Consider the following 23,461-nt stretch of genomic DNA (forward strand, 5'->3'; position numbering starts at 1 on the left):
CGCCGGCGCGGGTGCCGGGCGGTGGTGCGGGGTGCGGTCGTGCCCTGCGGTTGACGAACCGTAACGCACGTTCAGCCCAGCTTTACGGGCGTTTGTCCGCTGTCTGGCGAAGGATAGCGATCACCCGGAACGCGTACCGGGGGCCCGGGGGCCGCACCCCAAGTGGTCTACACCATCAGTATGCGGTACCCACCGGGCACGGCGTCGGCGGGCGGTTGCCGGAGGTGGCGGATGAGTTCTGGCGCGGCGGCGGCACCCCGTACGAGGCGGGGCGCGCATCTCTTCCAGGGGATGCAGAAGATGGGGCGCAGCCTGCAGCTGCCGATCGCGGTGCTGCCCGCGGCGGGCATCCTGAACCGGCTGGGGCAGCCGGACGTGTTCGGCGCGGACGGGCTGGGCTGGGAGTCGGTGGCGAAGGTCTTCGCGGGGGCGGGGGGCGCGCTGCTGGATTCGGGGTTGGGGCTGCCGCTGCTGTTCTGCGTGGGTGTGGCGATCGGGATGGCGAAGAAGGCGGACGGGTCGACGGCGCTCGCCGCGGTGGTGGGGTTCCTCGTCTACTTCGCGGTGCTGCACCAGTTCCCGGAGGCGTGCCCGTCGGGGCAGACGTTCGCGCAGGCGGGTCCGTGGGGCGGGGTGTGTGTGACGGGGGCGGGGAAGGCGGCGCCCGCGACGTTCCAGAATCCGGGGGTGTTCGGCGGCATCGTGATGGGGTTCGCGGCGGCGTGGTGCTGGCAGCGGCTGCACCGGGTGAAGCTGGTGGACTGGCTGGGGTTCTTCAACGGGCGGCGGCTGGTGCCGATCGTGATGGCGTTCGTGGGGCTGGCGTTCGCGGTGGTCTGTCTGTTCGTGTGGCCGCCGGTGGGCGCGGCACTGACGTCGTTCAGCAAGTGGCTGACGGATCTGGACTGGCTCGGCTCGGGGATCTTCGGGACGGCGAACCGGGCGTTGCTGGTGGTGGGGTTGCACCAGTTCCTGAACACCTTCGTCTGGTTCCAGTTCGGGGACTTCACCAAGCCGGACGGCACGGTGGTGCACGGGGACATCAACCGTTTCCTGGCGGGCGATCCGACGGCGGGGCAGTTCACCACGGGGTTCTTCCCGATCATGATGTTCGCGCTGCCCGCGGCGGCGCTGGCGATCACGCACTGCGCGCGTCCGGGGCGCCGTAAGGAGGTGGGCGGGCTGATGCTGTCGGTGGCGCTGACCTCGTTCGTCACCGGGGTCACCGAGCCGATCGAGTACTCCTTCGTCTTCATCGCGCCGGTGCTGTACGCGATCCACGCGGTGCTGACGGGGGTGTCGCTGGCGGTGTGCTGGGCGCTCGGGGTGCACGACAGTTTCAGTTTCTCGGCGGGGTTGATCGACTACGTCATCAACTGGGGGCTGGCGACGAAACCGTGGCTGCTCATTCCGATCGGGCTGTGCTTCGCGGTGGTCTACTACGCGCTGTTCCGGTTCGTGATCACGAAATTCGATCTGGCGACCCCGGGGCGGGAGCCGGTGGAAGTGGCGGAGGAATTGGAGCGGGAGAACGTGAAGTAGCGGTGGCGGTACGGCGGGTTCCGGGGTGGCCGTCCGGTGGGTGCGGGGCCGTACCGTTGGCGGGGCGAGGGCGGGCGGCACCCTCGGGGGACGGGGGCGGAAAGCCGGTCTGACCTGCGCTTCTCTTCGTGGTGGCGGCCATTCCTCCGACGTCCTGGGGGCCCTTCTCCGACCCCGGTCCGCATGTGGTCCACACCACTGGGAAGAATGGATTCCTTTCGGCCGGGGCCACGTGCTAAGAATGGTCTAAACCACTGAGTGGTGTAGACAACAAGCGGGCCGCACCCCTGAGTGCCCGCCGCACCTGGAGGAATCCGATGAGTTCGGCCACTGCCTCGGCGGCACCGGAAAAGAAGAGCCGCGGCTCCGCGGCGATGGCCGTCGGCCAGCGCATCGGCCGCAGCCTCATGCTGCCGATCGCCACGCTGCCCGCCGCAGCGCTCATGGTCCGCCTCGGCCAGCCCGACATGCTCGGCCGGGACAACTTCCCCGCGTTCCTGAACAAGCTCGCCGAGTTCATGGCGGCGGGCGGCGGGGCGCTGCTCGACAACATGCCGCTGCTCTTCGCGGTCGGTATCGCCATCGGCTTCGCGAAGAAGGCCGACGGTTCGACCGCGCTCGCCGCCGTCGTCGGCTACCTCGTCTTCAGCAAGGTGCTGGGCACCTTCACGGACGACAGCCTGCCCAAGGTGCAGCAGGTGGTCGACGGGAAGATAGCCGAGGTCGCGCCGCCGGTGAACGCGGGCGTGCTCGGCGGTGTGGTGATCGGCATCGTGGTCGCCCTCCTCTACCAGCGCTACAGCCGCAAGAAGCTCCCCGACTGGCTGGGCTTCTTCAGCGGCCGTCGGCTGGTGCCGATCCTGTCGTCCTTCGCGGGCCTGGTCATCGGCATCGTCTTCGGCTACATCTGGCCGGTGCTCGGCACCGGGCTGCACAACTTCGGTGAGTGGCTGGTCGGTTCGGGCGCGGTCGGCGCCGGTGTCTTCGGTGTCGCCAACCGTGCGCTGATCCCCGTCGGCATGCACCACCTGCTCAACTCGTTCCCGTGGTTCCAGGCCGGTGACTTCGACGGCAAGCACGGCGACATCGCCCGCTTCCTCGCCGGTGACCCGACGGCGGGGCAGTTCACCACCGGCTTCTTCCCGATCATGATGTTCGCGCTGCCCGCCGCCTGCCTGGCGATCGTGCACTGCGCCCGCCCGGAGCGCCGCAAGGTCGTCGGCGGCATGATGTTCTCGCTCGCGCTGACCGCCTTCGTCACCGGCGTCACCGAGCCGATCGAGTTCACCTTCATGTTCATCGCGCCGGTGCTCTACGCGATCCACGCGGTGCTGACGGGTGTGTCGCTGGCCCTGACCTGGGCGCTGGGGATGAAGGACGGCTTCGGCTTCTCGGCCGGTGCGATCGACTACGTCCTCAACCTCGGCATCGCCACCAAGCCCTGGCTGCTGGCGCTGGTCGGCCTCTGCTTCGCGGTCGTCTACTACGTGCTCTTCCGCTTCGCGATCGTCAAGTTCAATCTGCCGACGCCGGGCCGTGAGCCCGAGGACGAGGTGCCGGAGACGGAGAAGGGCGCGGACAAGGCCGGGGACAAGGCCGCGGCGAAGGCTACGGCGAAGTCCGGCGGCAAGGCCGACGGCCCGTCCGGTGGCGAGAAGGCGACGCTGACGAAGTAGCGGCGTCCCGCATCCTCCAAAAGGCGGCGGCCCCGGGAGAGATCCCGGGGCCGCCGCTTTTCCGTGTCCGGGGCCGGGCCGCGTCGGGGACGGGCCCGGCCCCGCGGACCGGTCAGATCTCGTGGACCGTGCCCGCGCGGGCCGTCTCGACCGGGCCGTCGTAGACCTTCTGCGCATCGCGCAGGGTGATGTCCGGGTCGGTCCACGGCGGGATGTGGGTGAGGATCAGCCGTCCGGCCCGGGCGCGCGCGGCGGCCTCCCCGGCCTCGCGGCCGTTGAGGTGCAGATCGGGGATGTCCTCCTTGCCGTGCGTGAAGGACGCCTCGCAGAGGAAGAGGTCGGTGCCCTCGGCCAGCTCGTCGAGGGCCGCGCAGGGCCCGGTGTCCCCGGAGTACGTCAGCGACCGGCCGCCGTGCTCGATGCGGAAGCCGAACGCCTCGACGGGGTGGCGGACGAGGTCCGCGCGGACGGTGAACGGGCCGAGGGAGAACGTCCCCGGCGTCAGCGTCCGGAAGTCGAAGACCTCGCCCATCGCGCCGTCGTACGGCAGATCCCCGTGGGCGGCGGTCAGATGCTGCTCGGTGCCCCCCGGGCCGTACACCGGCATCGGCGCGCAGCGGCCGCCGTCCGGGCGGTAGTAGCGGACGACGAAGTAGCCGCAGAGGTCGATGCAGTGGTCGGCGTGGAGGTGGGACAGGAGGACGGCGTCGAGGTCGTAGAGACCGCAGTGGCGCTGCAGCTCGCCGAGGGCGCCGTTGCCCATGTCGAGGAGCAGCCTGAAGCCGTCGGCCTCCAAGAGGTAGCTCGAACAGGCCGAATCCGCGGAGGGGAACGACCCGGAGCATCCGACGACAGTGAGCTTCATGCGGGCGTGAACCTCCTGTGCGGGAACGGCGGAGCGGCGGACCGTGCCGGGCGGTGGCGTCCGGCAGGTGGCCGGTCCGTACGGGTGCCCCGGCGGGTCCGGTCGCGCGGTGCGGTGCCCACGAGGGTAAGGCGCACGGGGTGGCGCCGCTCCTGTGGCGGGGCGAGCTGTGGGCGGAATCACCAGTCCGGGTGGGCCGTGCGAGGGGCCGCTCCGCCGTGCCGTGCGGGCCCGGCGCCGGTACCGTCGCAGCGGACGGACGGCGGACCCGCGGCGGCGAGGGGAGACGGCGATGGACGGCTCGTGGTGGCCCGCGCTGCTGGCGGTGGCCGCGTTGGCGCTGGTCGCAGCGGTGGTCGACGGCCGGGGGCGGAGCCGTCGGCCGCCGCGGCGGCGCGGTCGCCGGACGGGATCGGCCGGACGCCCGGCGGACGGTACGGGCGCCGCCCCCGGCTCCGGGAAGCCCGCGCCGCCGGACCCGGCGCCCGGCGACAGGGATCGTACGGCTGTCCGGGACGACGACGGTCCGGACGGGCCGCGGGGCGACGGCTGAGGCGGCATCCGGTCACGGGATCCGGCCGAGGCGGGGTCCGGTCGAGGACGTACGGCGGCGGGCGGCCCCTCGGGGACCGCCCGCCGTCGGGTGCTCCGGGCTCAGGCCCAGAGCTGGCCGTGCAGGGTGGCGATGGCCGCCTCGGTGGACTCGGCGGTGTAGACGCCGGTGGAGAGGTACTTCCAGCCGCCGTCGGCGACGACGAAGACGATGTCGGCGCTCTCCCCGGCGCGTACCGCCTTACGGGCGACGCCGAGCGCGGCGTGCAGGGCGGCGCCGGTGGAGATCCCGGCGAAGATGCCCTCCTCGGCGAGGAGTTCGCGGGTGCGGGCGACGGCGTCCTGCGAGCCGACGGAGAAGCGCGTGGTGAGCACGGACTCGTCGTACAGCTCCGGGATGAAGCCCTCGTCGAGGTTGCGCAGACCGTAGACCACGTCGTCGTAGCGCGGTTCGGCGGCGACGATCTGCACGCCGGGGACCCGCTCGCGCAGATAGCGGCCGACGCCCATGAGGGTGCCGGTGGTGCCCAGACCCGCGACGAAGTGGGTGACGGACGGGAGGTCGGCGAGGATCTCGGGGCCGGTGGTGGCGTAGTGCGCACCGGCGTTGTCGGGGTTGCCGTACTGGTAGAGCATCACCCAGTCCGGGTGCTCGGCGGCTAGCTCCTTGGCGACCTTCACGGCGGTGTTGGAGCCGCCCGCCGCGGGCGAGGAGATGATCTCGGCGCCCCACATCGCGAGGAGTTCGCGCCGCTCGGACGAGGTGTTCTCGGGCATCACGCAGACGATGCGGTAGCCCTTGAGCTTGGCCGCCATGGCGAGCGAGATACCGGTGTTGCCGCTGGTCGGCTCCAGGATCGTGCAGCCGGGGGTGAGCCGGCCGTCCTTCTCCGCCTGCTCGATCATGTGGAGCGCGGGGCGGTCCTTGACGGAGCCGGTGGGGTTACGGTCCTCCAGCTTGGCCCAGATGCTGACGTCGGCTGCGGGCGAGAGGCGCGGCAGGCGGACGAGCGGGGTGTTCCCGACCGCCGCCAGCGGGGAGTCGTACCGCATGTCAGGCCAGGTCCGCCGGGCGGTCCGCGGCGGGGGAGCCACCGGCGACGGCGGGGAGGATGGTGATGTGGTCGCCGTCGGTCAGCTTGGTGGTGATGCCGTCCAGGAAGCGGACGTCCTCGTCGTTGAGGTAGACGTTGACGAAGCGGCGCAGCTGCTCGCCGTCGACCAGGCGCTCCTTGATGCCCGCGTGGCGGCTCTCCAGGTCGTCGAAGAGGTCGGCGAGGGTGCTCCCGCTGCCCTGGACGGCCTTCGCGCCGTCGGTGTAGGTGCGCAGGATGGTCGGGATTCGGACCTCGATGGCCATGAGAGTGCTCCTGTCGGAGTGCGGGGGCGGGGGGCTCTGCGGCCCGTGTGCACGGCGTGCGGCGGTGCGGGTGTGGCGGGTGGTGCGGGCCCGGGTCAGGCCGCGGCGCGGCCCGGACACAAGGCGCTGGTGAGGCGGCACAGATCGATGTGCAGCCGGGCGGCTCCGCAGCCGAACGCGCCCAGCAGGGCGGAGGCGGAGCGACGCGTGACGAGCGGAGCCTGCCGGTGCATGGCCCTCCTCTGCTCGCTCACGTCGTGGTCAACCATGCGGTCATCGTATCGATTCCCGGTCCGGGTTTTGATACCTCGTCCCAGGATGCGGACGGATGTGTACATCAGGTGGGACGCGGTGGGCGCCGGTCCGCCCGGGGCGGCGGGTCGTCCCAGGTCACGGCGGGCGGACCGGCACCGCGGAGCACTCCCGGGCGGACCGCCCGGGGCCGGTCCGTCAGGCGTACGCCTCGACGATCCGGACCTCCTCCTCGGTGATCTCGCCGTCCACGATGCGGAACGAGCGGAACTGGAAGGGGCCCGCGTCGTCGGTGTCGGCGGTGGAGACGAGGACGTAGTGCGCGCCGGGCTCGCCCGCGTAGCCGACGTCGGTGCGGGAGGGGTACGCCTCGGTGGCGGTGTGCGAGTGGTAGACGATCACCGGCTCCTCGTCGCGGTCGTCCATCTCGCGGTAGAGGGCGAGGAGGTCGGCGGAGTCGAACTCGTAGAACGTGGGCGAGCGGGCGGCGTTGAGCATCGGGATGAACCGCTCGGGGCGGTCGCTGCCGGCCGGTCCCGCGACGACGCCGCACGCCTCGTCCGGGTGGTCCTGGCGGGCGTGCGCGACGATCCGGTCGTGGAGGTCCTGGGTCAGGGTCAGCATGCGGCAAGGATAGGAGGGCCGTCGCGGCGGCCGGGAGCGGGTGCGGGCAGGGGCCGCGCACACGGCGACGGGCCCGTGCCCACCGCGTGGATGCGGTGGATACGGGCCCGTCGCCGGAGGTGAGGCCGGTCAGTCCTTGGCGTCCGTGCCGGGCTGCTCCCCGGTGGCCGGAGCCGGAACGGTGGCGCGGGCCGCGAAGACCTCGGCCGAGCGGCGCTTGATGGACAGATAGCCGACGCCCAGGATGACGGCCCAGATCGGCGCCGCGTACAGCGAGATACGGGCGTCCGGGTCGACACCCATCAGCACGATGACCATGCCGATGAAGGCGAGGGCGAAGATCGAGGTGTACGGGGCGCCGGGCGCCTTGAACTCCGACTGCGGCAGTTCACCGCGGTCGGCCTTGGCCCGGTAGCGCAGCTGCGAGATGAGGATGACGATCCAGGCCCACATGCCGGAGATCGTGGCGAAGGACACGACGTAGTTGAACGCGTCGCCGGGCCACTGGTAGTTGATCCAGACGCCGACCAGCATCATCGCGACGGAGACGCCAGTGCCCCAGGTGGGCAAACCGTTTTTGCTCAGATGCGTGAAGAGCTTCGGTCCCTGGCCGTTGACCGCGAGGTCGCGGAGCATCCGGCCGGTGGAGTACATCCCGGAGTTGGCGGACGAGAGAGCGGCGGTCAGCACGACGAAGTTGACGATTCCGGCGCCCGCGGGCAGACCGATCTCCTGGAAGGCGCGGACGAACGGGCTGACGCCGGGCTCGAAGACCGTCCAGCTGACGACCGACAGGATGATGATGAGCGCACCGATGTAGAAGAGGCCGATACGCCACGGCACGGTGTTGATGGCCTTCGGCAGAACCTTCTTCGGGTCCTTCGCCTCGCCCGCGGTGACGCCGACGAGTTCGACGGCGAGGAACGCGAACATCACGATCTGAAGGGTCATCAGCGTGCCGCCGATACCGCGCGGGAAGAATCCGCCGTCGGCCCAGAGGTGACTGAAGGAAGCGGTCTTACCGGCGTCCGAGAAACCGAGAATGATGACGCCGAGACCGATGAGGATCATGCCGATGATCGCGGTGACCTTGACCATCGAGAACCAGAATTCCAGCTCACCGAAGATCTTTACCGAGATCAGGTTGATCCCGAAGAGTGCGACGGTGAAGAAGAGCGACGACACCCATTGGGGTATGTCGTGGTTCCAGTAGTGGATGTAGGTGGCTGCGGCGGTGACTTCCGTGATTCCGGTCACGACCCAGAAAAGCCAGTAGGTCCAGCCGGTCACAAAGCCGATGAAGGGGCCGAGAAATTCGCGTCCGTACTCCGAGAAGGAGCCGGAGACCGGGCGGTACATGAGCAGTTCGCCCAGCGCCCGCATGATGAAGAAGATGACGAGTCCGACGATCGCGTAGGCCAGGATGATGCTGGGCCCCGCCTTGGATATCGCCTTGCCCGCCCCGAGGAACAGGCCGGTACCGATGGCGCCACCAATGGCGATCATCTGGATCTGGCGGTTTCCCAGACCCCGCTGGTAGCCCTCTTCCGGGCCTTTCCCAGCGGCCTCATTGCCGTCGTGTTCTTGATCGACCTGCACAGAGGTCATGAGTGGTGCGCCTTTCTCCATACCGACCCGGTCTGTCCGGATCGGGTTCCGATCCCCCCGGATGGAGTTCCTGCACGCCGGCGGTGGCCGGCTCAGCGCTCCCGCAGCGACAGGGGTGGCGTCGCTCACGGCAGGTCGTGAACATCTATCACGGCGCCTCGGAGGGCGACCAGGGACGTGGTAAGGCAAGGTCGCGCGAAAATTAGGACAAAGTCCTAAACAATCGGCAAGGCGCACGCGTGCGAGATGGGATCGTTATCCGGATTTGAGCATTCTCTGAGCGAACGCCTGAGGAATGGTAACCAGGACTCAGGACATGAGCGATTCGACGAGCGTTTCCTGGAGACCGCCGAGCCAGAGGTAGGCCAGCACCATGGGCTTACGGGGGTCGGACTCCGGAAGGCGCAGCAGTTCCCCGCCGTCGTCCTCGTCGGTGACCTCCAGGCGGGTGCCGATGGCGAGCCGGAGGTCGTTGAGCGCACCGAGCCAGCGGCGGCACTCCTCGGGGGCGAGCCGCAGCACGGCGCCGGTCTCCGGTTCGGGGTGCAGCGCGTCCAGGGAGCGGATCAGCGCGAGCGCGTCGTCGCGTTTGCGGGCGCGCAGATCGTTCTCGGTGTAGCGGCGGAACTCCGCGGAGGCGGCGCGTACGTCGTCGTCCGGCACCCGGTCCGGACCGCCGTAGGCGTCCGGGAAGAGGCGGGCGAGGACGGGGTCGGCGGGCGGTTCGCTCGGGCCGTCGCGGAAGACGGAGGCGAGCAGGTCGTCCGCGGCGTCACCGCTGTCGTCGCCGGGACCGACCAGCTCCAGGAGCTGGACGGCGAGGCTGCGCAGGATGGAGATCTCGACCTCGTCGAGGGTGACGGCGGCGCCGCCACCGGGCTGGGGCTCGAAGTGGCCGGCCATCAGCGGTCCTGCTGAAGGGTCGCCCACAGGCCGTAGCCGTGCATGGCCTGCACGTCGCGCTCCATTTCCTCACGGCTGCCGCTGGAGACCACCGCGCGGCCCTTGTGGTGGACGTCGAGCATGAGCTGGTGTGCCTTGTCCTTGCTGTAGCCGAAGTAGGACTGGAAGACGTAGGCGACGTAGCTCATGAGGTTGACGGGGTCGTTGTGGACGACCGTGACCCAGGGGACGTCGGGTTCCGGCACCGCGTAGGGTGCCTCGCTCGACTCGGGGCGCTCGATCTCCACTGGGACACTCACACGCCCCATGCTGCCACCCGGGGCCGGGCCGTGCACAAACGCCCCTGGGCGGGTGAGTCGGACGGGGGTCCGCGGCGGGCGCCGGACACCCGCCCGTGGGCCCCGGCGGGCAGCGCGGCGACGGCGCCCGCAGCGGGGCGCGGCGCCCGCCGTGAGCGGCATCACGGACCCGGCCACCAGAAATCGTCAATCTGACGAGTAATGGGGGTAGCATCATCCGCATGAACACAGCAGACCTGGGGCTGCCGGTGGCGGTGCCGTCGACGGCGCTCTTCACCGACCAGTACGAACTCACCATGCTGCAGGCCGCGTTGCGGTCCGGGAACGCCGACCGGCGCTCGGTCTTCGAGGTCTTCACCCGGCGCCTGCCCGAGGGCCGCCGCTACGGCGTGGTCGCCGGTACCGGCCGGGTGCTGGACGCGGTGGAGAACTTCCGCTTCGACGGGACCATCCTGGGCTTCCTGCGCGAGCGCGGCATCCTGGACGAGCCGACGCTGGAGTGGCTGGCCGACTACCGCTTCCGCGGCGACATCTGGGGCTACCCGGAGGGCGAGGTCTACTTCCCCGGCTCCCCGGTCATGCGGGTCGAGGGCACCTTCGCCGAGGCGGTGCTCCTGGAGACGGTGATCCTCTCCATCCTCAACCACGACTCCGCGGTGGCCGCCGCGGCGTCCCGGATGTCGGTGGCCGCCGGGGACCGCCCGCTGATGGAGATGGGCGCCCGCCGCACCCACGAGCTGGCCGCGGTCGCCGCCGCCCGCTCCGCCTACGTCGGCGGCTTCCACACCACCTCCGACCTGGCCGCCGGGTTCCGCTACAACATTCCGACCGTCGGTACGAGCGCCCACGCCTTCACGCTGCTGCACGACACCGAGCGGGACGCGTTCACCGCCCAGGTCGACACGCTCGGCCGCGGCACCACGCTGCTGGTCGACACCTTCGACGTGACCGAGGCGGTACGGCTGGCCGTCGAGGTGGCGGGCCCGGAGCTGGGCGCCGTCCGCATCGACTCCGGCGATCTCCTCCTCGTCGCCCACCGGGTGCGCCAGCAGCTGGACGAGCTGGGCGCGGTCAACACCAAGATCGTGGTGACCAGCGATCTGGACGAGTACGCCATCGCCTCGCTCGCCGCCGCGCCCGTCGACGCGTACGGCGTCGGCACCCAGCTGGTGACCGGCAGCGGGCATCCGACGTGCTCGATGGTCTACAAGCTGGTCGCCCGGGCGACCAGCGACGACCCGGACGCGCCGCTGCGGCCGGTCGCGAAGAAGTCGCTGGGCGGGAAGTCGTCGGTCGGCGGGCGCAAGTGGGCCGCGCGGCGGCCGGACGAGAACGGCGTCGCCGAGGCGGAGGTCGTCGGCACCGGCGAGGTCCCCGCGGAGCTGGCCGACCACCAGCTGCTGGTACCGCTGGTCACCGGCGGCAAGGTGGTCGCCCGCGAGCCGCTGGACGCCGCCCGGGACCGGCACATCGCCGCCCGTGCGGGGCTGCCGCTCTCGGCGACCCAGCTCTCCCGCGGCGAGCCGGTGCTGCCCACCGAGTACCGCTGAGCCACGGCCGCGGCGGACGCCCGTCGCGGTCCGCCACCCGGGTGGCGCACGACCCCTCCCCGGGTGGCCGGGGCGTGGCTACGCTCGGCCCTGCGGCGACCCCACGCCTCACCGCAGCCCCGGCCGTTCCGGCCGTCACTCTCTCCGTCGGAAAGGCACCGACCATGTACCGGGCACTGATCGTCGTCGACGTACAGAACGACTTCTGCGAGGGCGGCACCGTCGCGGTGCGGGGCGGCGGGGACGTCGCCGCCGCCATCACCGACCTCGTGGGCCGCGCCGGGGACACCTACCGGCATGTGGTGGCCACCCGCGACTTCCACATCGACCCCGGTGCGCACTTCTCCGACCACCCGGACTTCGTGGACTCCTGGCCGGTGCACTGTGTGGCCGGGTCCGAGGGCAGCGGCTTCCACCCCAACTTCGCCCCCGCCGTCTCCTCCGGCGCCGTCGACGCCGTCTTCGACAAGGGCGCGTACGAGGCCGCGTACAGCGGTTTCGAGGGGGCGGACGACCGGGGTACCGCGCTGGCCGACTGGCTGCGCGCCCATGACGTCACCGAGGTGGACGTGGTCGGGATCGCCACCGACCACTGTGTCCGGGCCACCGCGCTCGATGCGCTCCGCGCCGGGCTGCGCACCCGGGTGCTGCTCGATCTGACCGCGGCGGTCGCCGCCCCGACCACCGAGCGGGCGCTGGCCCAGCTGCGGGCGGCGGGCGCGGAGCTGACCGGCACACCGGTGCTGGCCGAGGGCTGACGGGCGGGCCCGGCGCCCGCGGCGGACCGGCCGCGGCGCGGGTCAGGCGGCCTGTGCCGGGCGGAGCAGGGCGCGTATCGGGTGCCAGGACTCGGTGTCGTCGTCCAGGGTCTGGCGCCAGACGACGCCGTCGGGGTGGTGCAGGACGGCGGTCACCTCGTCCGGGGTGGGCGGGCGCATGTTGCCGCGCAGGTAGACGGCGCGGAGCCCGAGGTTGCGCAGCCTGGTCAGGGCGCGCTGGCGGTTGGCGGCGTGGACGAGGACACGCACCCGGCGGCCGTCGCCCCCGGGTCTGGGCAGCGCCAGGGCGACCACCACGCTTCCGCCGGGAAGCCGGATGAAGCCGCCTTGGGACATCTGCATTTCTCCCCCGTGAGGCTGGGCGTCAACAAGAAGTCGTAGGACGCATCTAAACGCGATCGGCCGCTGCCCGCCAGGGGGCAACGGCCGATCATGTTCTGACCTGCGGTCTTCTTACTTCTTTGTGGCGGGGGACACCTGGAGTGTCACCGTGGAGCCGTCCTTGGCCTCCTTGGTGATCTTGATCCGGGTGTTGGTGTCAGGAACGAGCACCCCGCCGGTCGGGTTCGCCTTGTCGTAGTAGACGCCGCTGTGGTCGTCGAAGAGGGTGACGCCCTTCTTCGAGGCGATCTTCACGGCCCTGCCGTCCTTGTGCAGCCGGACGGCGTCCGTGGGCTGTGCGGTGAAGGTCGCGTCGTACGTCTGGAAGCGGTTGCGCATCAGCTTGCCGTCGGCCCACTTCTCGGCCTTCGGGTGGGCGTCGACCGGCAGGATCTGGCCGTGACCCGGGTGCTCGCCGACGTTGTTGTCCGCCTGCGAGGTGTCCCACAGCCAGATCAGCACGCCGTTCTGGAACGGGAAGTGCTCCACCCAGCCGGGCCGGTCGGTGGTCCAGCCGAAGTTGTACGGGCCGGTCTTCAGCGTCTTGTCGTACGAGACGTACTGGCGGTTCTCGGCGAGGTAGTACTGCGGGTAGTCCTTGGTGAAGGACGCGCCGATGCGGGAGAAGCCCTTGGCACTCCAGCCGTTGTCGCCGCTCTCGGCGTCGTCGGTGAAGACCGGCTTGCCGTCGGCGGTGACGGAGAGCGCGTCGGCGGCGAAGCCCTTGAGGGCCAGTCCGCCGTCGGTCTGGTAGCGGAACCGCAGGTCGATCTTCTTCCCGGCGTAGGCGTCGAGCGGGAAGACCAGGTCGCGGTAGGCGCCGGAGGTGCCGGTCAGGCCCGGCTTGTCGCCGCCGTCGCGGGGGATGGCCCTGCCGTCGGCGGTGCCGTCGAGCGCGGTCCAGTCGGCGCCGCCGTCGGTCGAGACCTCGGCGTAGAGGAAGTCGTAGTTCTCCTCGATGTCCCACCAGCCCTTGAGGGCGAGCTGTGCCTCGGTGGCACCGGTGAGGTCGACCTGGCGGGTGAGGGTGTTCTTGAGGTCGTTGCCCATGTCGCTCCACCACTGGTGGGAGCCTTCGGCGGGCGGCACGATCTCGGTCTTCACCGTCTTGGCGGGCAGGTCGACGACGAGCGCCTGCTTGTCCTTGGTGTTGTACTCGGCGACGCCCAGCTTGTGGGTGGAGGCCGTCGCCGCCTTCGCCTTGCCGTAGTTGAGCCAGCCCAGCTGGAGCTTGTCCCAGGCGCTCATGTCGCCCGGCAGGTCGCCGATCGCGTCCTTGCCGGTGCCCAGCCAGGAGCCGGACGACATCAGCGACCAGAAGTCGACGGAGGACTCACCGCTGCCGGTGGTGTCGTACTCGTCGGGCAGTCCGAGGTCGTGGCCGTACTCGTGGGCGAAGACGCCGAGGCCGCCGTTCTCCGGCTGCATGGTGTAGTCGCCGACCCAGATGCCGGTGTCGCCGATCTGCGTGCCACCGGCCTTGTTGTCGGCCGGTCCGGTCTTGCCGGCGTCGGTGCCGTACGCGTACCAGCGGTGCGCCCAGATGGCGTCGGTCTTCTGTGCGCCGCCGCCGGCCGACTCGTCCTCACCGGCGTGCACGATCTGGAAGTGGTCGATGTAGCCGTCGGGCTCGTTGAAGTTGCCGTCGCCGTCGTGGTCGTAGCGGTCCCACTGGTCGTACTGGGCGAGGTCGACCTTGATCTGCGCGGTGCTGCGACCGGCGGCCTTCTGCAGTTCGACCCACTTGTTGACGCCGTCGCGGACCAGGTCCCAGGCGTTGGCGCAGTTGGTGTCGCCGCAGTAGTTGGAGCCGTAGCGGGCCTCGTTCCAGTCGACCTTGACCCAGTCGGTGACCTCGCCGTCGACGGAGTAGCGGCCGGAGGACTGCTTCTCGTAGTACTTGGCCAGCGACTGCTTCTTCTTGTCGTGCGAGAAGTAGAGGTCCTGGAAGTGCTGGCGGTTGAAGTCCGGCTGCCAGGCGGTGCTGTTGTCGTCCTTGCGGTCCGGCCGCGCGATGGTGTTGTGCGCGGGGCCCGCGGTGCCGCCGTACTTCTTCACGGGCGGCAGGGGGCCGTCGCCGTCCGGGTCGTACATCGTGGTGTCGTCGACCTTGTCGCCGAAGTCCACCAGGATCGTGAAGATCTTGTCGGTCTTCTCGCGGGCCAGCTCGACGTACTTGCTCTTCCCGAGCTTGACGACCTGGGATGCGCCCTTACGGGTCGGCTTGGCGTCGCCGTCGAGGACCTGCTTGACGGCCTCCTGGCGGCGCGCGGACTGGCGCTCGCTGAAGGGGCCCTTGAGGTCGTGGTCGGTGCTCCGCTCGGGGGCGGGGTCGTGCCGTTGGGCGACGGCCGGGTGGGGGTCGGGGGCGGCGACGGCCGCCCCCGACGACAACGAGGCCGCCCCGATCGCGGCAATCGCCGTGGCCAGGACGGCCGGTCCGAACACCCTTCTTCGCTCTCTCACTTGGCGCTTTCCTCCCCTTCGCGCGGGCATCTTGAAGGGAATTTGACCGGAGCGGCGCCGGAAAAGACAGATCTTGACTTGAACACGACAGCGACGTACGTTATCCGGTCGGCGTGCGGCGGTCACCGGACGCGACGGCGCCCCGGCGGGCCGTCGGCCGCCACCGGGGCGCGCGTAGCTGATGCTTCGTCAGGCGGCCGACACCACCACCGTCTTGGCCGCCTTGTCGTGCAGACACTGCTGGTACGGCTTGTCCCACGTACACCACAGGACGTTGATCAGCCAGAAGACGAAGCCGCAGCACGGCACGATCTCCGGCAGCGTGTAGACCGCCGCCCGCAGCCACCCCGCCTGGGTCGTCGGCACCGAACCGTTGGACAACATCGCGACCCGGATCTTCATCGCCATCTTGCCGACGGTCTGCCCCCGGTGCGTCAGCATCAGCCCCTCGTAGACCAGGTACACCAGCATCGTCACGCCCGAGACCGTCGCCTGCTTGCTGGTCTCGGCGTTGCTGGTGCTGGTGTAGTCGACCCAGCCGACGATGCTGCCCATGATCAGCGACATCGGTACGCCGATGATGATCGCGTCGATGATCCGCGCCACCAGCCGCCGCCCGCGCCCGGCGAGCGGCGGCATCCCGGCCAGCGGATCGGCGGCACCGTACCCGCCGCCGTACGGGTTGTCGGCGTACCGGCCACCGCCCCCGTAGGGGTCACCGCCGTGCGGGGCGCCCCCGTAAGGGTCGTGGCCGTACGGACCGCCCGGGGGCGGGCCGCCGGGCGGGGGGCCTCCCGGGGGCGGGCCGCCCGCGGAGCCGCCGGATTCCGGGCCGCCCCAGCCCGGACCGGGGCCACCGCCCGACGGCGGCTCCTGCGGCTTCTTCAGGAACGGGTCGTCCTCCGGCGGTTCACCGGATCCGGGCCCGGGCTGCTCACTGCTCATGGCCCGAGTCGACCCCCTACGGGCCACGGCCGCATCCGGCGAGGTCCGTTCGGGGGACACGCGCCGGGCGCGCCCGGCCCGGGGACGGCGACGGCCCCCGGCGGGAGGCCGGGGGCCGAAGGGACGCGCGCCCGGGCCGGGCGCCGCGCGGCGGGTCAGTCGGCGGCGACGAACGTCCGGGCCACCTTGTCGTGCCAGCACTGGCGCCACGGCTTGTCGAAGAGGCACCAGGCCGCGTCGAGCACGCCGACGACCAGGAAGCCGAGGACGCCGAAGACCAGCCAGCGCTTGACCAGGGACATCAGCTCGGGGGTGTCATGGCTCTCGATGTCCACGACCCGCACCCCGCACACCTTCTTGCCCAGGCTGCGGCCCCACTTGAGGGTCGGCAGCAGCTCGATCAGCCCGCCGCCGACCACCACCGCCGCCAGCACCGCGAGGAAGAGCGGGGCGGTGCCGCCGTCGAGCAGATAGACCGTCACCTGGCGGCCGGACTCCTTGGCCGCCGCGATCTTCGCGTCGATGTGGTCCACGGCGCCGCCCCACAGCGGCAGCGCGACGAGGACCGTCAGCACCGCGAGGAGGGCCAGATCGATCAGCCGGGCGGCGAGCCTGCGGCCGAGCGCCGCCGGGTGGGCCTGCTCCACGGCGAACGGATCGGCGGTCGGCGGCTTCCACGGGAGGACACCGTCGTCCTCGCCCGGTCCGCCCGCCGGACCCGCACCACCCGGGAACGGGAAGCCGCCACCGGCGCCCGGACCGGGCTGCGGCTGCGGGCCGCCCTGCGGCGGCACCGGGCCGGGCGCGGTCGGCACCTGCGGCGGGTTGAACGGGGCCTGCCGGGGGTGCGGGTGCTGCGGATGCGGCGGGTACGCCGGACCGCTCGCGCCTGCCCCGGGCATCGACTGCGGCCCGCTCGGCGCCGCCCCGGCGGGGCCGCCCTGACCCACGACGGGAGCGGCCGGAGCCGGACCGGCGGCGGGAGCGGGGGCCCCGCCCTGACCGGCCTGACCGCCCTGACCGGCCGGAGCGCCCGGGCCCGCCGCGGGGCCGGGCCGCTGCGGCAGCCGGATCGCCATCGTGCCGCCGTCCTTGGGCGCCGGGCCGTCGCCCGGGCGGACCGCGCGGATCGTGGTGGTGCCCCGGTCGCGGGCGGGCGGGCGGACCGCACGCATGGTGACCGTGCCGTCGGGGCGCGACGGCTCCTCCGGCTCCGGCTCCGGCTGCGGCCCGGCCCCGTCGCCGTCCTGCGTCCGGGGCGCCGGGACGGCTCCCCCGGTCTCCGCCGTACCGGACGGACGGCCGGACGCCGCGTCGGGCGAGCCCCACGAGACGGGTCCGGCGGCGCCGGTGCCGCCCTGCCGGGCCGCGTCGGCGCGCCAGGCGGAGGCGGGCGCGGCGCCGCCGGTGCCCTCGTCGAGGAAGACCGGGCCGGTCTCCTCCGCCGGGGCGGCGGGTGGCGCGGACGCCGGGGCGGGCGCGGGGGCGGGTGCGGCGCCCGGCGGCGGTGCGGGCATCGCCTCGCCCTCGGCCGGGGCCGGGCGGCTGGTGCCCGGCACCCACGCGGTTCCGTCCCAGTACCGGATGTAGCCGGGGATGGACGGGTCCGGGTAATACCCCCCAACGGGTACGTTGCCACCACTACCGGGGGATTCCGCCACTGTCCCCAACTCCCCTCGCGTCCCACGCCTGTGCTCTGTGTGCCGTCGCCCGCCGGTCGGTCCCGGCCGCGCCGCGCGCGCCGGACGCCGCACCGGGGTCCTCGGCCCGACCGTCCGCCGCGCCCCGGTTGCCGCGGGGGCACCGTGCCCGGCGTCGATCGTCCACGGAGGAGGTTAACGAAGAACCACGGGGCGGCAGAGCGCGCGTCGTCCGGGAAACCGCTCCCTCGTACTCGGGCCCGGGACGTTCCGCCCCGGACAATCACGGACGAACCCGTGCGCCCCGGCGTCCGGCGGAGTCTGCGGGGGTCCCGTCCGCCCCGTTCCGCACCTCCCGTTCACCCGTCCGGAACCACCTGGAAGGAGTCCGCGGAAAAGTCCGCGAAAAAAATTCTCGAAGTCGCGTAAGGATCCGTGGCCCCCCGCTCTCTATCCCAGTGCGGGCGGAACACAACGGGGCCCGTACAGCGAAGCGGAGAGGTGGAAAATCCCATGCACAGCGTGGTGGAGCGAGAGTTGGAACTGGGTCTGGTCATCTCGCCGGAGCAGAGCGTTCCGGTGCCGGCCCGGCTGGCCTACCGCACCGACGACCCGTACGCGGTCCACATCACCTTCCACATCGGCTCGGACGCGCCCGTCAACTGGACGTTCGCGCGCGAGCTGCTGGTCGAGGGCGTGTTCCGGCCCTGCGGTCACGGTGACGTACGGGTCTGGCCGACGAAGGTGGACGGCCGCAGCCTGGTCTGCATGGCGCTCAGCTCGCCGGACGGGGACGCGCTCCTGGAGGCGCCCGCAGCCGCCGTGTCGGCGTGGCTGGAGCGCACCCTGCGCGTCGTCCCCCCGGGCTCGGAGCAGGAGCACCTGGGCATGGACAAAGGACTGAGCGAGCTGCTGGCGATGGCGACCGGCGACGCGCCGTGGGCCGGGGAGCCGTGGCCGTCGGACGAGACCCCGGACGCGGGTGCGTGAGCCGTGCCCGACCCCGTGCCGGGCGCCGGACCGTGGGTCCCCCGCCCGGCACCCCGCACACCGCTCCCCCGGCCCGCCGGGTCAGCCGCGGTACGCCTCCAGCAGCCGCAGCCAGACCTCGCTGATCGTCGGGTAGGCGGGGACGGCGTGCCAGAGGCGTTCGAGGGGGATCTCGGCGGCCACCGCGAGGGTCGCCGAGTGCAGCAGTTCCCCGACCCCGGGGCCGACGAAGGTGACCCCGAGGACGGTTTCGCGGTCCAGGTCGACGACCATCCGGGCGTGCCCGCGGTAGCCGTCGGCGTAGAGGGCGGCGCCCGCGACGGCGCCGAGGTCCGCGTCGACGGCGCGGACCCGGTGCCCGGCGCGCTCCGCCTCGGCCAGGGAGAGGCCGACGGCCGCGGCCTCGGGGTCGCTGAAGACGACCTGCGGGACGGCGGCGTGGTCGGCGGTGGCGGCGTGCGCGCCCCAGCGGTCGGTCTCCAGGAGCGGCACCCCCTGCGCCCGGGCGACGAGCGCGGCACCGGCGATCCGGGCCTGGTACTTGCCCTGGTGGGTGAGGAGGGCGCGGTGGTTGACGTCGCCGACGCCGTAGAGCCAGTCGTTGTCGGGGAGGTCGGTGACGCGGCAGGTGTCGTCGACGGTCAGCCAGTCGCCCGGGGTGAGGCCGACGGTCTCCAGGCCGAGGTCGTCGGTGCGCGGGGCGCGGCCGGTGGCGATCAGCAGCTCGTCGGCGACGATCTCGCCGCCGGTGTCCAGCTCCACGGTGACCGGTCCGCCCGGCGCCTCCCGGCGTACCCGGGTGACTCCGGTGCCGGTGCGCAGCAGCACGCCCGCCTCGGCGAGCGATTCGGCGACCAGTTGCCCGGCGAACGGCTCCATCCGGGGCAGCAGCCCCTCGCCGCGGACGAGCAGGGTGACCGAGGCGCCCAGGGCCCGCCAGGCGGTGGCCATCTCGACGCCGACGACGCCCCCGCCGACGATGACCAGCCTGCCCGGTACGGACGCGGCGCTGGTGGCCTCGCGGCTGGTCCAGGGCGCGGCGTCGGCGAGCCCGGGGATCGGCGGCAGCACGGCGCGGCTGCCGGTGCAGAGGGCGACGGCGTGCCGGGCGTGCAGCGTCCGTCCGCCGTCCACGACGACCGTCCGCGGCCCGGCCAGACGGCCCTGGCCGCGCACGAGCGGGACGCCGACCGACTCCAGCCACCGCACCTGGCCGTCGTCCTTCCAGTGGGAGGCGAAGGCGTCGCGGTGGGCGAGGACGGCGGCGGTGTCGAGGGGGCCCGCGACCGCGTCCTCGATGCCGGGGACCCGGCGGGCCTCGGAGCGGGCGGTGACCGGGCGCAGCAGCGCCTTGCTCGGCATACAGGCCCAGTAGGAACATTCGCCGCCGACGCGTTCGCTCTCGACGATGACGGCGCTCAGCCCGGCGGCGTGCGCCCGGTCGGCGACGTTCTCGCCGGTGGGCCCGGCGCCCACCACGATCACGTCGTACGTCTCGTCGGTCCGGGTCGCTCCGCTCGCTGACATCGGCTGCTCGCTCCCTGAGTGGCGCGGCGGCCGGGCGCTTCCCGGCCGGTGCGGTCACCTCCGCCCGGTGGGCGGCGGACACCCCCCATCGTGCGTCCGGCGGGGCGGGCCCGCATCCGGCGCGGCGGGGCGGTGGTCGGTACGGTCAGAAGAGCTTGCCGGGGTTGAGGAGGCCCAGCGGGTCGAAGACCTGCTTGATGGAGCGCTGCAACTCCAGGCCGACGGGGCCCAGTTCGCGGGCGAGCCACTCCTTCTTCAGGACGCCGACGCCGTGTTCGCCGGTGATCGTGCCGCCCAGCTCCAGGCCGAGGGCCATGATCTCGTCGAAGGAGGCGCGGGCCCGGCGGGACTCGTCGGCGTCGGCGGGGTCGAAGCAGACGGTGGGGTGGGTGTTGCCGTCCCCGGCGTGCGCGCAGACGCCGATGGTCAGGTCGTACTTCTCGGCGATGGCGGCGGTGCCGTCGAGCATCGCGGCCAGTTGGGAGCGGGGCACACAGACGTCGTCGATCATGGTGGACGAGCGGACGCGTTCCAGGGCGTGCAGGGTGACCCGGCGGGCCTGGAGCAGCATCTCGGACTCGGCCTCGGTGTCGGCGGGCACGACCTCGGTGGCGCCCGCGGCGGTGCACAGCGCGCCGAGGGCGGCGAGGTCGGCGGCCGGGTCGGGGGTGTCGAAGGCGGCGAGCAGCAGCGCCTCGGTGGTGTCGGGCAGGCCCATCCGCGCGTAGTCGTTGACGGCGCGGACGCAGGTGCGGTCCATCAGCTCCAGCAGCGACGGGGTGTGCCCCTGGGCCATGATCGCGCAGACCGCCTCGCAGGCGGCGGCGGTGGACGGGAACTCCGCGGCGAGCGCGAGCTGCCGGGGCGGCTGCGGCTTCAGGGCGAGGACGGCGCGGACGACGATGCCGAGGGTGCCCTCGGAGCCGACGATCAGGCGGGTGAGGTCGTACCCGGCGACGCCCTTGGCGGTGCGGCGGCCGGTGGACAGCAGGCGGCCGTCGGCGAGGACGACGTCGAGGCCGAGGACGTACTCGGCGGTGACGCCGTACTTCACGCAGCACAGACCGCCGGAGGCGGTGCCGATGTTGCCGCCGATGGAGCACTCCTCCCAGCTGGAGGGGTCCGGCGGGTAGTACAGCCCGTGCTCGTTGACCGCGCGGGAGAGGGTGGCGTTGACGACGCCCGGCTCGACGACGGCGGTGCGGTCGACGGGGTTGATCTCCAGGATGCGGTCCATCTTGACCAGCGAGAGCACGAGGCAGCCGTCGGTGGCGTTGGCCGCGCCGGACAGACCGGTGCGGGCGCCCTGCGGGACGACCGGGACGCGCAGCGCGGTGGCGGTGCGCATGACGTGCTGGACCTCTTCGACGGTGCGCGGCAGGACGACCGCCGCGGGGCTCCCGGCGTCGCAGAAGCCCGCCATGTCACGGGCGTAGGCACCGGTGACGTCCGGGTCGGTGAGGATCGCTTCGTCGGGAAGCCCGGCGCGCAGCTGTGCGAGAAGGTCCATGGCGTCAGCGTCGCATCCGTGGCGCCCGTACGGAAGATCGTGACGGGGGCGGAACCCGGCCATCCGTGGGGCGGCTGTGACGGGCCGCCGCGGGCATGCGGCGGCGGCCCGGCGCCCCGCTCCCGCCGGGCGGGCGGGGCGGGGCGGCGGGCCGGGCGCGGGCCGGTACGGCGCGGGGAAGCTCCGGTCGGCGCCGCGGTGGGCGGGCCGGTGGCGGGTGGTGCCACCGGCTGCCGGTCAGAGGTTGCCGCGGCGCTCCTGCTCGCGCTCGATCGCCTCGAAGAGGGCCTTGAAGTTGCCCTTGCCGAAGCCCATCGAGCCGTGCCGTTCGATCATCTCGAAGAAGACGGTCGGCTTGTCCTGGACCGGCTTGGTGAAGATCTGGAGCAGATAGCCGTCCTCGTCCCGGTCGACGAGGATCTTCAGCTCGCGCAGCGTCTCGACGGGCACCCGGGTCTCACCGGCCCACTCGCCGAGGGTGTCGTAGTACGAGTCGGGGGTGTCCAGGAACTCCACCCCGGCCTCGCGCATGGCGCGGACGGTGGCGACGATGTCGTTGGTGGCGAGCGCGATGTGCTGCACGCCGGGGCCGCCGTAGAACTCCAGGTACTCGTCGATCTGGGACTTCTTCTTGGCGATGGCGGGCTCGTTGAGCGGGAACTTCACCTTGCGGGTGCCGTCCGCGACGACCTTCGACATCAGCGCGGAGTACTCGGTGGCGATGTCGTCGCCGACGAACTCCTTCATGTTGGTGAAGCCCATGACGTTGTTGTAGAACGCCACCCACTCGTTCATTTTGCCGAGTTCGACGTTGCCGACGCAGTGGTCGATGGCCTGGAAGCGGCGCGGTCCGGTGGCGACGAGCGGCTCGGCGGCGACATAGCCCGGCAGGTACGGGCCGGTGTAGTCGCGGCGCTCGACGAGGGTGTGCCGGGTCTCGCCGTAGGTGGCGATGGCGGCGCGGACGACGGTGCCGTGCTCGTCCCGGGTCTCGTAGGGCTCCTCGATGCCGGTGGCGCCGTGGGCGGTGGCGTAGGCGTAGGCGGCGCGGGCGTCGGGGACCTCGACGGCGAGGTCGACGACGCCGTCGCCGTGGGCGGCGACATGGTCGGCGAGGAAGCGGCCCCAGTCGGAGACCGGCTTGATCACGGAGGTGAAGACGAACCGGGCGCCGCCGGATTCGAGCACGTAGCTGGCGGTCTCGCGGCTGCCGTTCTCCGGTCCGGAGTAGGCGACGCGGGTCATGCCGAAGGCGGTGGCGTAGTAGTGCGCGGCCTGCTTGGCGTTGCCGACGGCGAAGACGACCGCGTCCATCCCCTTGACCGGGAAGGGGTCCGCCTGTCGGGCCGTGCCGGGGGTGGGCTGAGTGTGCATCGTGTCTGCCATGGCCGCAGATTCCCCCCGATCCACAAGGTGCGCAATAGTTCGCGCATCTGCTGGGCACTATGCCTAGCGGTCGGGTGGTGAAGCCGGGCTATCTGTACAGGATGACCATCGTTTCCGGAGGGATCCGCAGTGGCGATCGATCATTTGGACGGGCGGCTGATCACGCTGTTGGCGCGGGAGCCGCGGATCGGGGTGCTGGAGGCGTCGCGGCGGCTCGGCGTGGCCCGCGGCACCGTGCAGGCGCGGCTGGACCGGCTTCAGTCGAATGGAGTGATCAGGGGTTTCGGCCCGGAGGTGGATCCGGCGGCGCTCGGCTATCCGGTGACCGCATTTGCCACATTGGAGATCAAACAAGGTCAAGGCGCGGTCGTACGTGCTCACTTGACGACCGTTCCTGAAGTGTTGGAGCTGCATACAACGACCGGACATGGGGACATGCTCTGCAGGCTCGTCGCGCGCTCCAACGCCGATCTCCAACGTGTGATCGACCGAGTGGTCGGTTTTGATGGCATCGTGCGGGCCTCTACGGCAATCGTGATGGAAAATCCGGTTCCGCTGCGCATCATCCCTCTGGTGCAACAGGCATCGGAGGACTGACGGAGGAGG

At 71.8% G+C, this 23,461-nt stretch carries 22 protein-coding genes; 7 read left to right on the forward strand and 15 right to left on the reverse strand.

Annotated features, from left to right (window positions below; translation table 11 throughout):
• Positions 1–231: 231 nt before the first annotated feature.
• Positions 232–1,542 (forward strand): PTS transporter subunit EIIC, encoded by a 1,311-nt coding sequence (locus tag IF23_RS0113720; protein WP_030283353.1) that lies wholly within the window; start codon positions 232–234, stop codon positions 1,540–1,542.
• Between the two features lie 317 nt (positions 1,543–1,859).
• Positions 1,860–3,218, forward strand: coding sequence for a PTS transporter subunit EIIC (locus IF23_RS0113725; protein WP_078653962.1), 1,359 nt, complete (start codon positions 1,860–1,862; stop codon positions 3,216–3,218).
• A gap of 112 nt (positions 3,219–3,330) precedes the next feature.
• On the opposite strand, the gene IF23_RS0113730 is transcribed toward IF23_RS0113725, so the two are convergent.
• The gene (locus IF23_RS0113730) at positions 3,331–4,083 is read right to left on the reverse strand and encodes an MBL fold metallo-hydrolase (protein WP_030283358.1); all 753 of its coding nucleotides are present in this window, start codon (positions 4,081–4,083) and stop codon (positions 3,331–3,333) included.
• Positions 4,084–4,375: 292 nt separating this feature from the next.
• Between IF23_RS0113730 and IF23_RS35595 the strand changes: the two genes are divergently transcribed.
• The gene (locus IF23_RS35595) at positions 4,376–4,636 is read left to right on the forward strand and encodes a hypothetical protein (protein ID WP_051739557.1); all 261 of its coding nucleotides are present in this window, start codon (positions 4,376–4,378) and stop codon (positions 4,634–4,636) included.
• Positions 4,637–4,737: 101 nt separating this feature from the next.
• Here IF23_RS35595 and IF23_RS0113740 read toward each other — a convergent pair whose 3' ends face one another.
• From IF23_RS0113740 to clpS, 7 genes are all read right to left on the reverse strand, one after another.
• Entirely contained in the window at positions 4,738–5,688 is a 951-nt protein-coding gene (locus IF23_RS0113740; protein ID WP_030283360.1) for a PLP-dependent cysteine synthase family protein, read from the reverse strand.
• Position 5,689: 1 nt separating this feature from the next.
• The gene (locus IF23_RS0113745) at positions 5,690–5,995 is read right to left on the reverse strand and encodes a MoaD/ThiS family protein (protein WP_030283361.1); all 306 of its coding nucleotides are present in this window, start codon (positions 5,993–5,995) and stop codon (positions 5,690–5,692) included.
• Positions 5,996–6,090: 95 nt separating this feature from the next.
• Positions 6,091–6,264, reverse strand: a complete 174-nt coding sequence (locus IF23_RS34420; RefSeq protein ID WP_169750003.1) for a putative leader peptide — start codon at positions 6,262–6,264, stop codon at positions 6,091–6,093.
• A gap of 181 nt (positions 6,265–6,445) precedes the next feature.
• A complete protein-coding gene (locus tag IF23_RS0113755; protein ID WP_030283363.1) occupies positions 6,446–6,871 on the reverse strand; it encodes a M67 family metallopeptidase in 426 nt (141 codons plus the stop codon).
• 129 nt (positions 6,872–7,000) lie between these two features.
• Positions 7,001–8,479 carry an amino acid permease gene (locus tag IF23_RS0113760; RefSeq protein WP_030283365.1) on the reverse strand — a complete coding sequence of 493 codons (1,479 nt, stop codon included), beginning with the start codon at positions 8,477–8,479 and terminating at the stop codon, positions 7,001–7,003.
• A gap of 309 nt (positions 8,480–8,788) precedes the next feature.
• Positions 8,789–9,382, reverse strand: coding sequence for a DUF2017 domain-containing protein (locus tag IF23_RS0113765; protein WP_030283367.1), 594 nt, complete (start codon positions 9,380–9,382; stop codon positions 8,789–8,791).
• Positions 9,382–9,690, reverse strand: coding sequence for an ATP-dependent Clp protease adapter ClpS (gene clpS / locus IF23_RS0113770; protein ID WP_030283369.1), 309 nt, complete (start codon positions 9,688–9,690; stop codon positions 9,382–9,384). The genes IF23_RS0113765 and clpS overlap by 1 nt, the downstream gene beginning before the upstream one ends.
• Before the next feature lie 212 nt (positions 9,691–9,902).
• Between clpS and IF23_RS0113775 the strand changes: the two genes are divergently transcribed.
• On the forward strand, positions 9,903–11,231 hold the full coding sequence (locus tag IF23_RS0113775) for a nicotinate phosphoribosyltransferase (RefSeq protein ID WP_030283371.1): 1,329 nt from the start codon (positions 9,903–9,905) through the stop codon (positions 11,229–11,231).
• Positions 11,232–11,395: 164 nt separating this feature from the next.
• The gene (locus IF23_RS0113780; protein ID WP_030283373.1) at positions 11,396–11,989 is read left to right on the forward strand and encodes an isochorismatase family protein; all 594 of its coding nucleotides are present in this window, start codon (positions 11,396–11,398) and stop codon (positions 11,987–11,989) included.
• A 42-nt stretch (positions 11,990–12,031) separates the two neighbouring features.
• On the opposite strand, the gene IF23_RS0113785 is transcribed toward IF23_RS0113780, so the two are convergent.
• The 4 genes from IF23_RS0113785 to IF23_RS0113800 form a co-directional block, all read right to left on the reverse strand.
• The gene (locus IF23_RS0113785) at positions 12,032–12,346 is read right to left on the reverse strand and encodes a hypothetical protein (protein ID WP_030283375.1); all 315 of its coding nucleotides are present in this window, start codon (positions 12,344–12,346) and stop codon (positions 12,032–12,034) included.
• A 117-nt stretch (positions 12,347–12,463) separates the two neighbouring features.
• Positions 12,464–14,857, reverse strand: coding sequence for an immune inhibitor A domain-containing protein (locus IF23_RS0113790; RefSeq protein ID WP_030283377.1), 2,394 nt, complete (start codon positions 14,855–14,857; stop codon positions 12,464–12,466).
• A gap of 189 nt (positions 14,858–15,046) precedes the next feature.
• A complete protein-coding gene (locus tag IF23_RS0113795) occupies positions 15,047–15,802 on the reverse strand; it encodes an RDD family protein (RefSeq protein WP_030283379.1) in 756 nt (251 codons plus the stop codon).
• Between the two features lie 155 nt (positions 15,803–15,957).
• Positions 15,958–17,463 (reverse strand): RDD family protein, encoded by a 1,506-nt coding sequence (locus tag IF23_RS0113800; RefSeq protein WP_078653964.1) that lies wholly within the window; start codon positions 17,461–17,463, stop codon positions 15,958–15,960.
• 492 nt (positions 17,464–17,955) lie between these two features.
• Between IF23_RS0113800 and IF23_RS0113805 the strand changes: the two genes are divergently transcribed.
• On the forward strand, positions 17,956–18,432 hold the full coding sequence (locus IF23_RS0113805; protein ID WP_030283382.1) for an SsgA family sporulation/cell division regulator: 477 nt from the start codon (positions 17,956–17,958) through the stop codon (positions 18,430–18,432).
• Between the two features lie 81 nt (positions 18,433–18,513).
• On the opposite strand, the gene IF23_RS0113810 is transcribed toward IF23_RS0113805, so the two are convergent.
• From IF23_RS0113810 to hppD, 3 genes are all read right to left on the reverse strand, one after another.
• Positions 18,514–19,959, reverse strand: a complete 1,446-nt coding sequence (locus IF23_RS0113810) for a dihydrolipoyl dehydrogenase family protein (RefSeq protein WP_030283383.1) — start codon at positions 19,957–19,959, stop codon at positions 18,514–18,516.
• A gap of 145 nt (positions 19,960–20,104) precedes the next feature.
• The gene (locus tag IF23_RS0113815) at positions 20,105–21,469 is read right to left on the reverse strand and encodes an FAD-binding oxidoreductase (RefSeq protein ID WP_030283385.1); all 1,365 of its coding nucleotides are present in this window, start codon (positions 21,467–21,469) and stop codon (positions 20,105–20,107) included.
• 237 nt (positions 21,470–21,706) lie between these two features.
• Positions 21,707–22,855 carry a 4-hydroxyphenylpyruvate dioxygenase gene (hppD, locus tag IF23_RS0113820; RefSeq protein ID WP_051739558.1) on the reverse strand — a complete coding sequence of 383 codons (1,149 nt, stop codon included), beginning with the start codon at positions 22,853–22,855 and terminating at the stop codon, positions 21,707–21,709.
• 129 nt (positions 22,856–22,984) lie between these two features.
• Between hppD and IF23_RS0113825 the strand changes: the two genes are divergently transcribed.
• Positions 22,985–23,452, forward strand: a complete 468-nt coding sequence (locus IF23_RS0113825) for an Lrp/AsnC family transcriptional regulator (protein ID WP_030283388.1) — start codon at positions 22,985–22,987, stop codon at positions 23,450–23,452.
• The last annotated feature ends 9 nt before the right edge of the window (positions 23,453–23,461 follow it).

The sequence above is a fragment of the Streptomyces catenulae genome, assembly GCF_000718015.1.
GTDB lineage: Bacteria > Actinomycetota > Actinomycetes > Streptomycetales > Streptomycetaceae > Streptomyces > Streptomyces catenulae.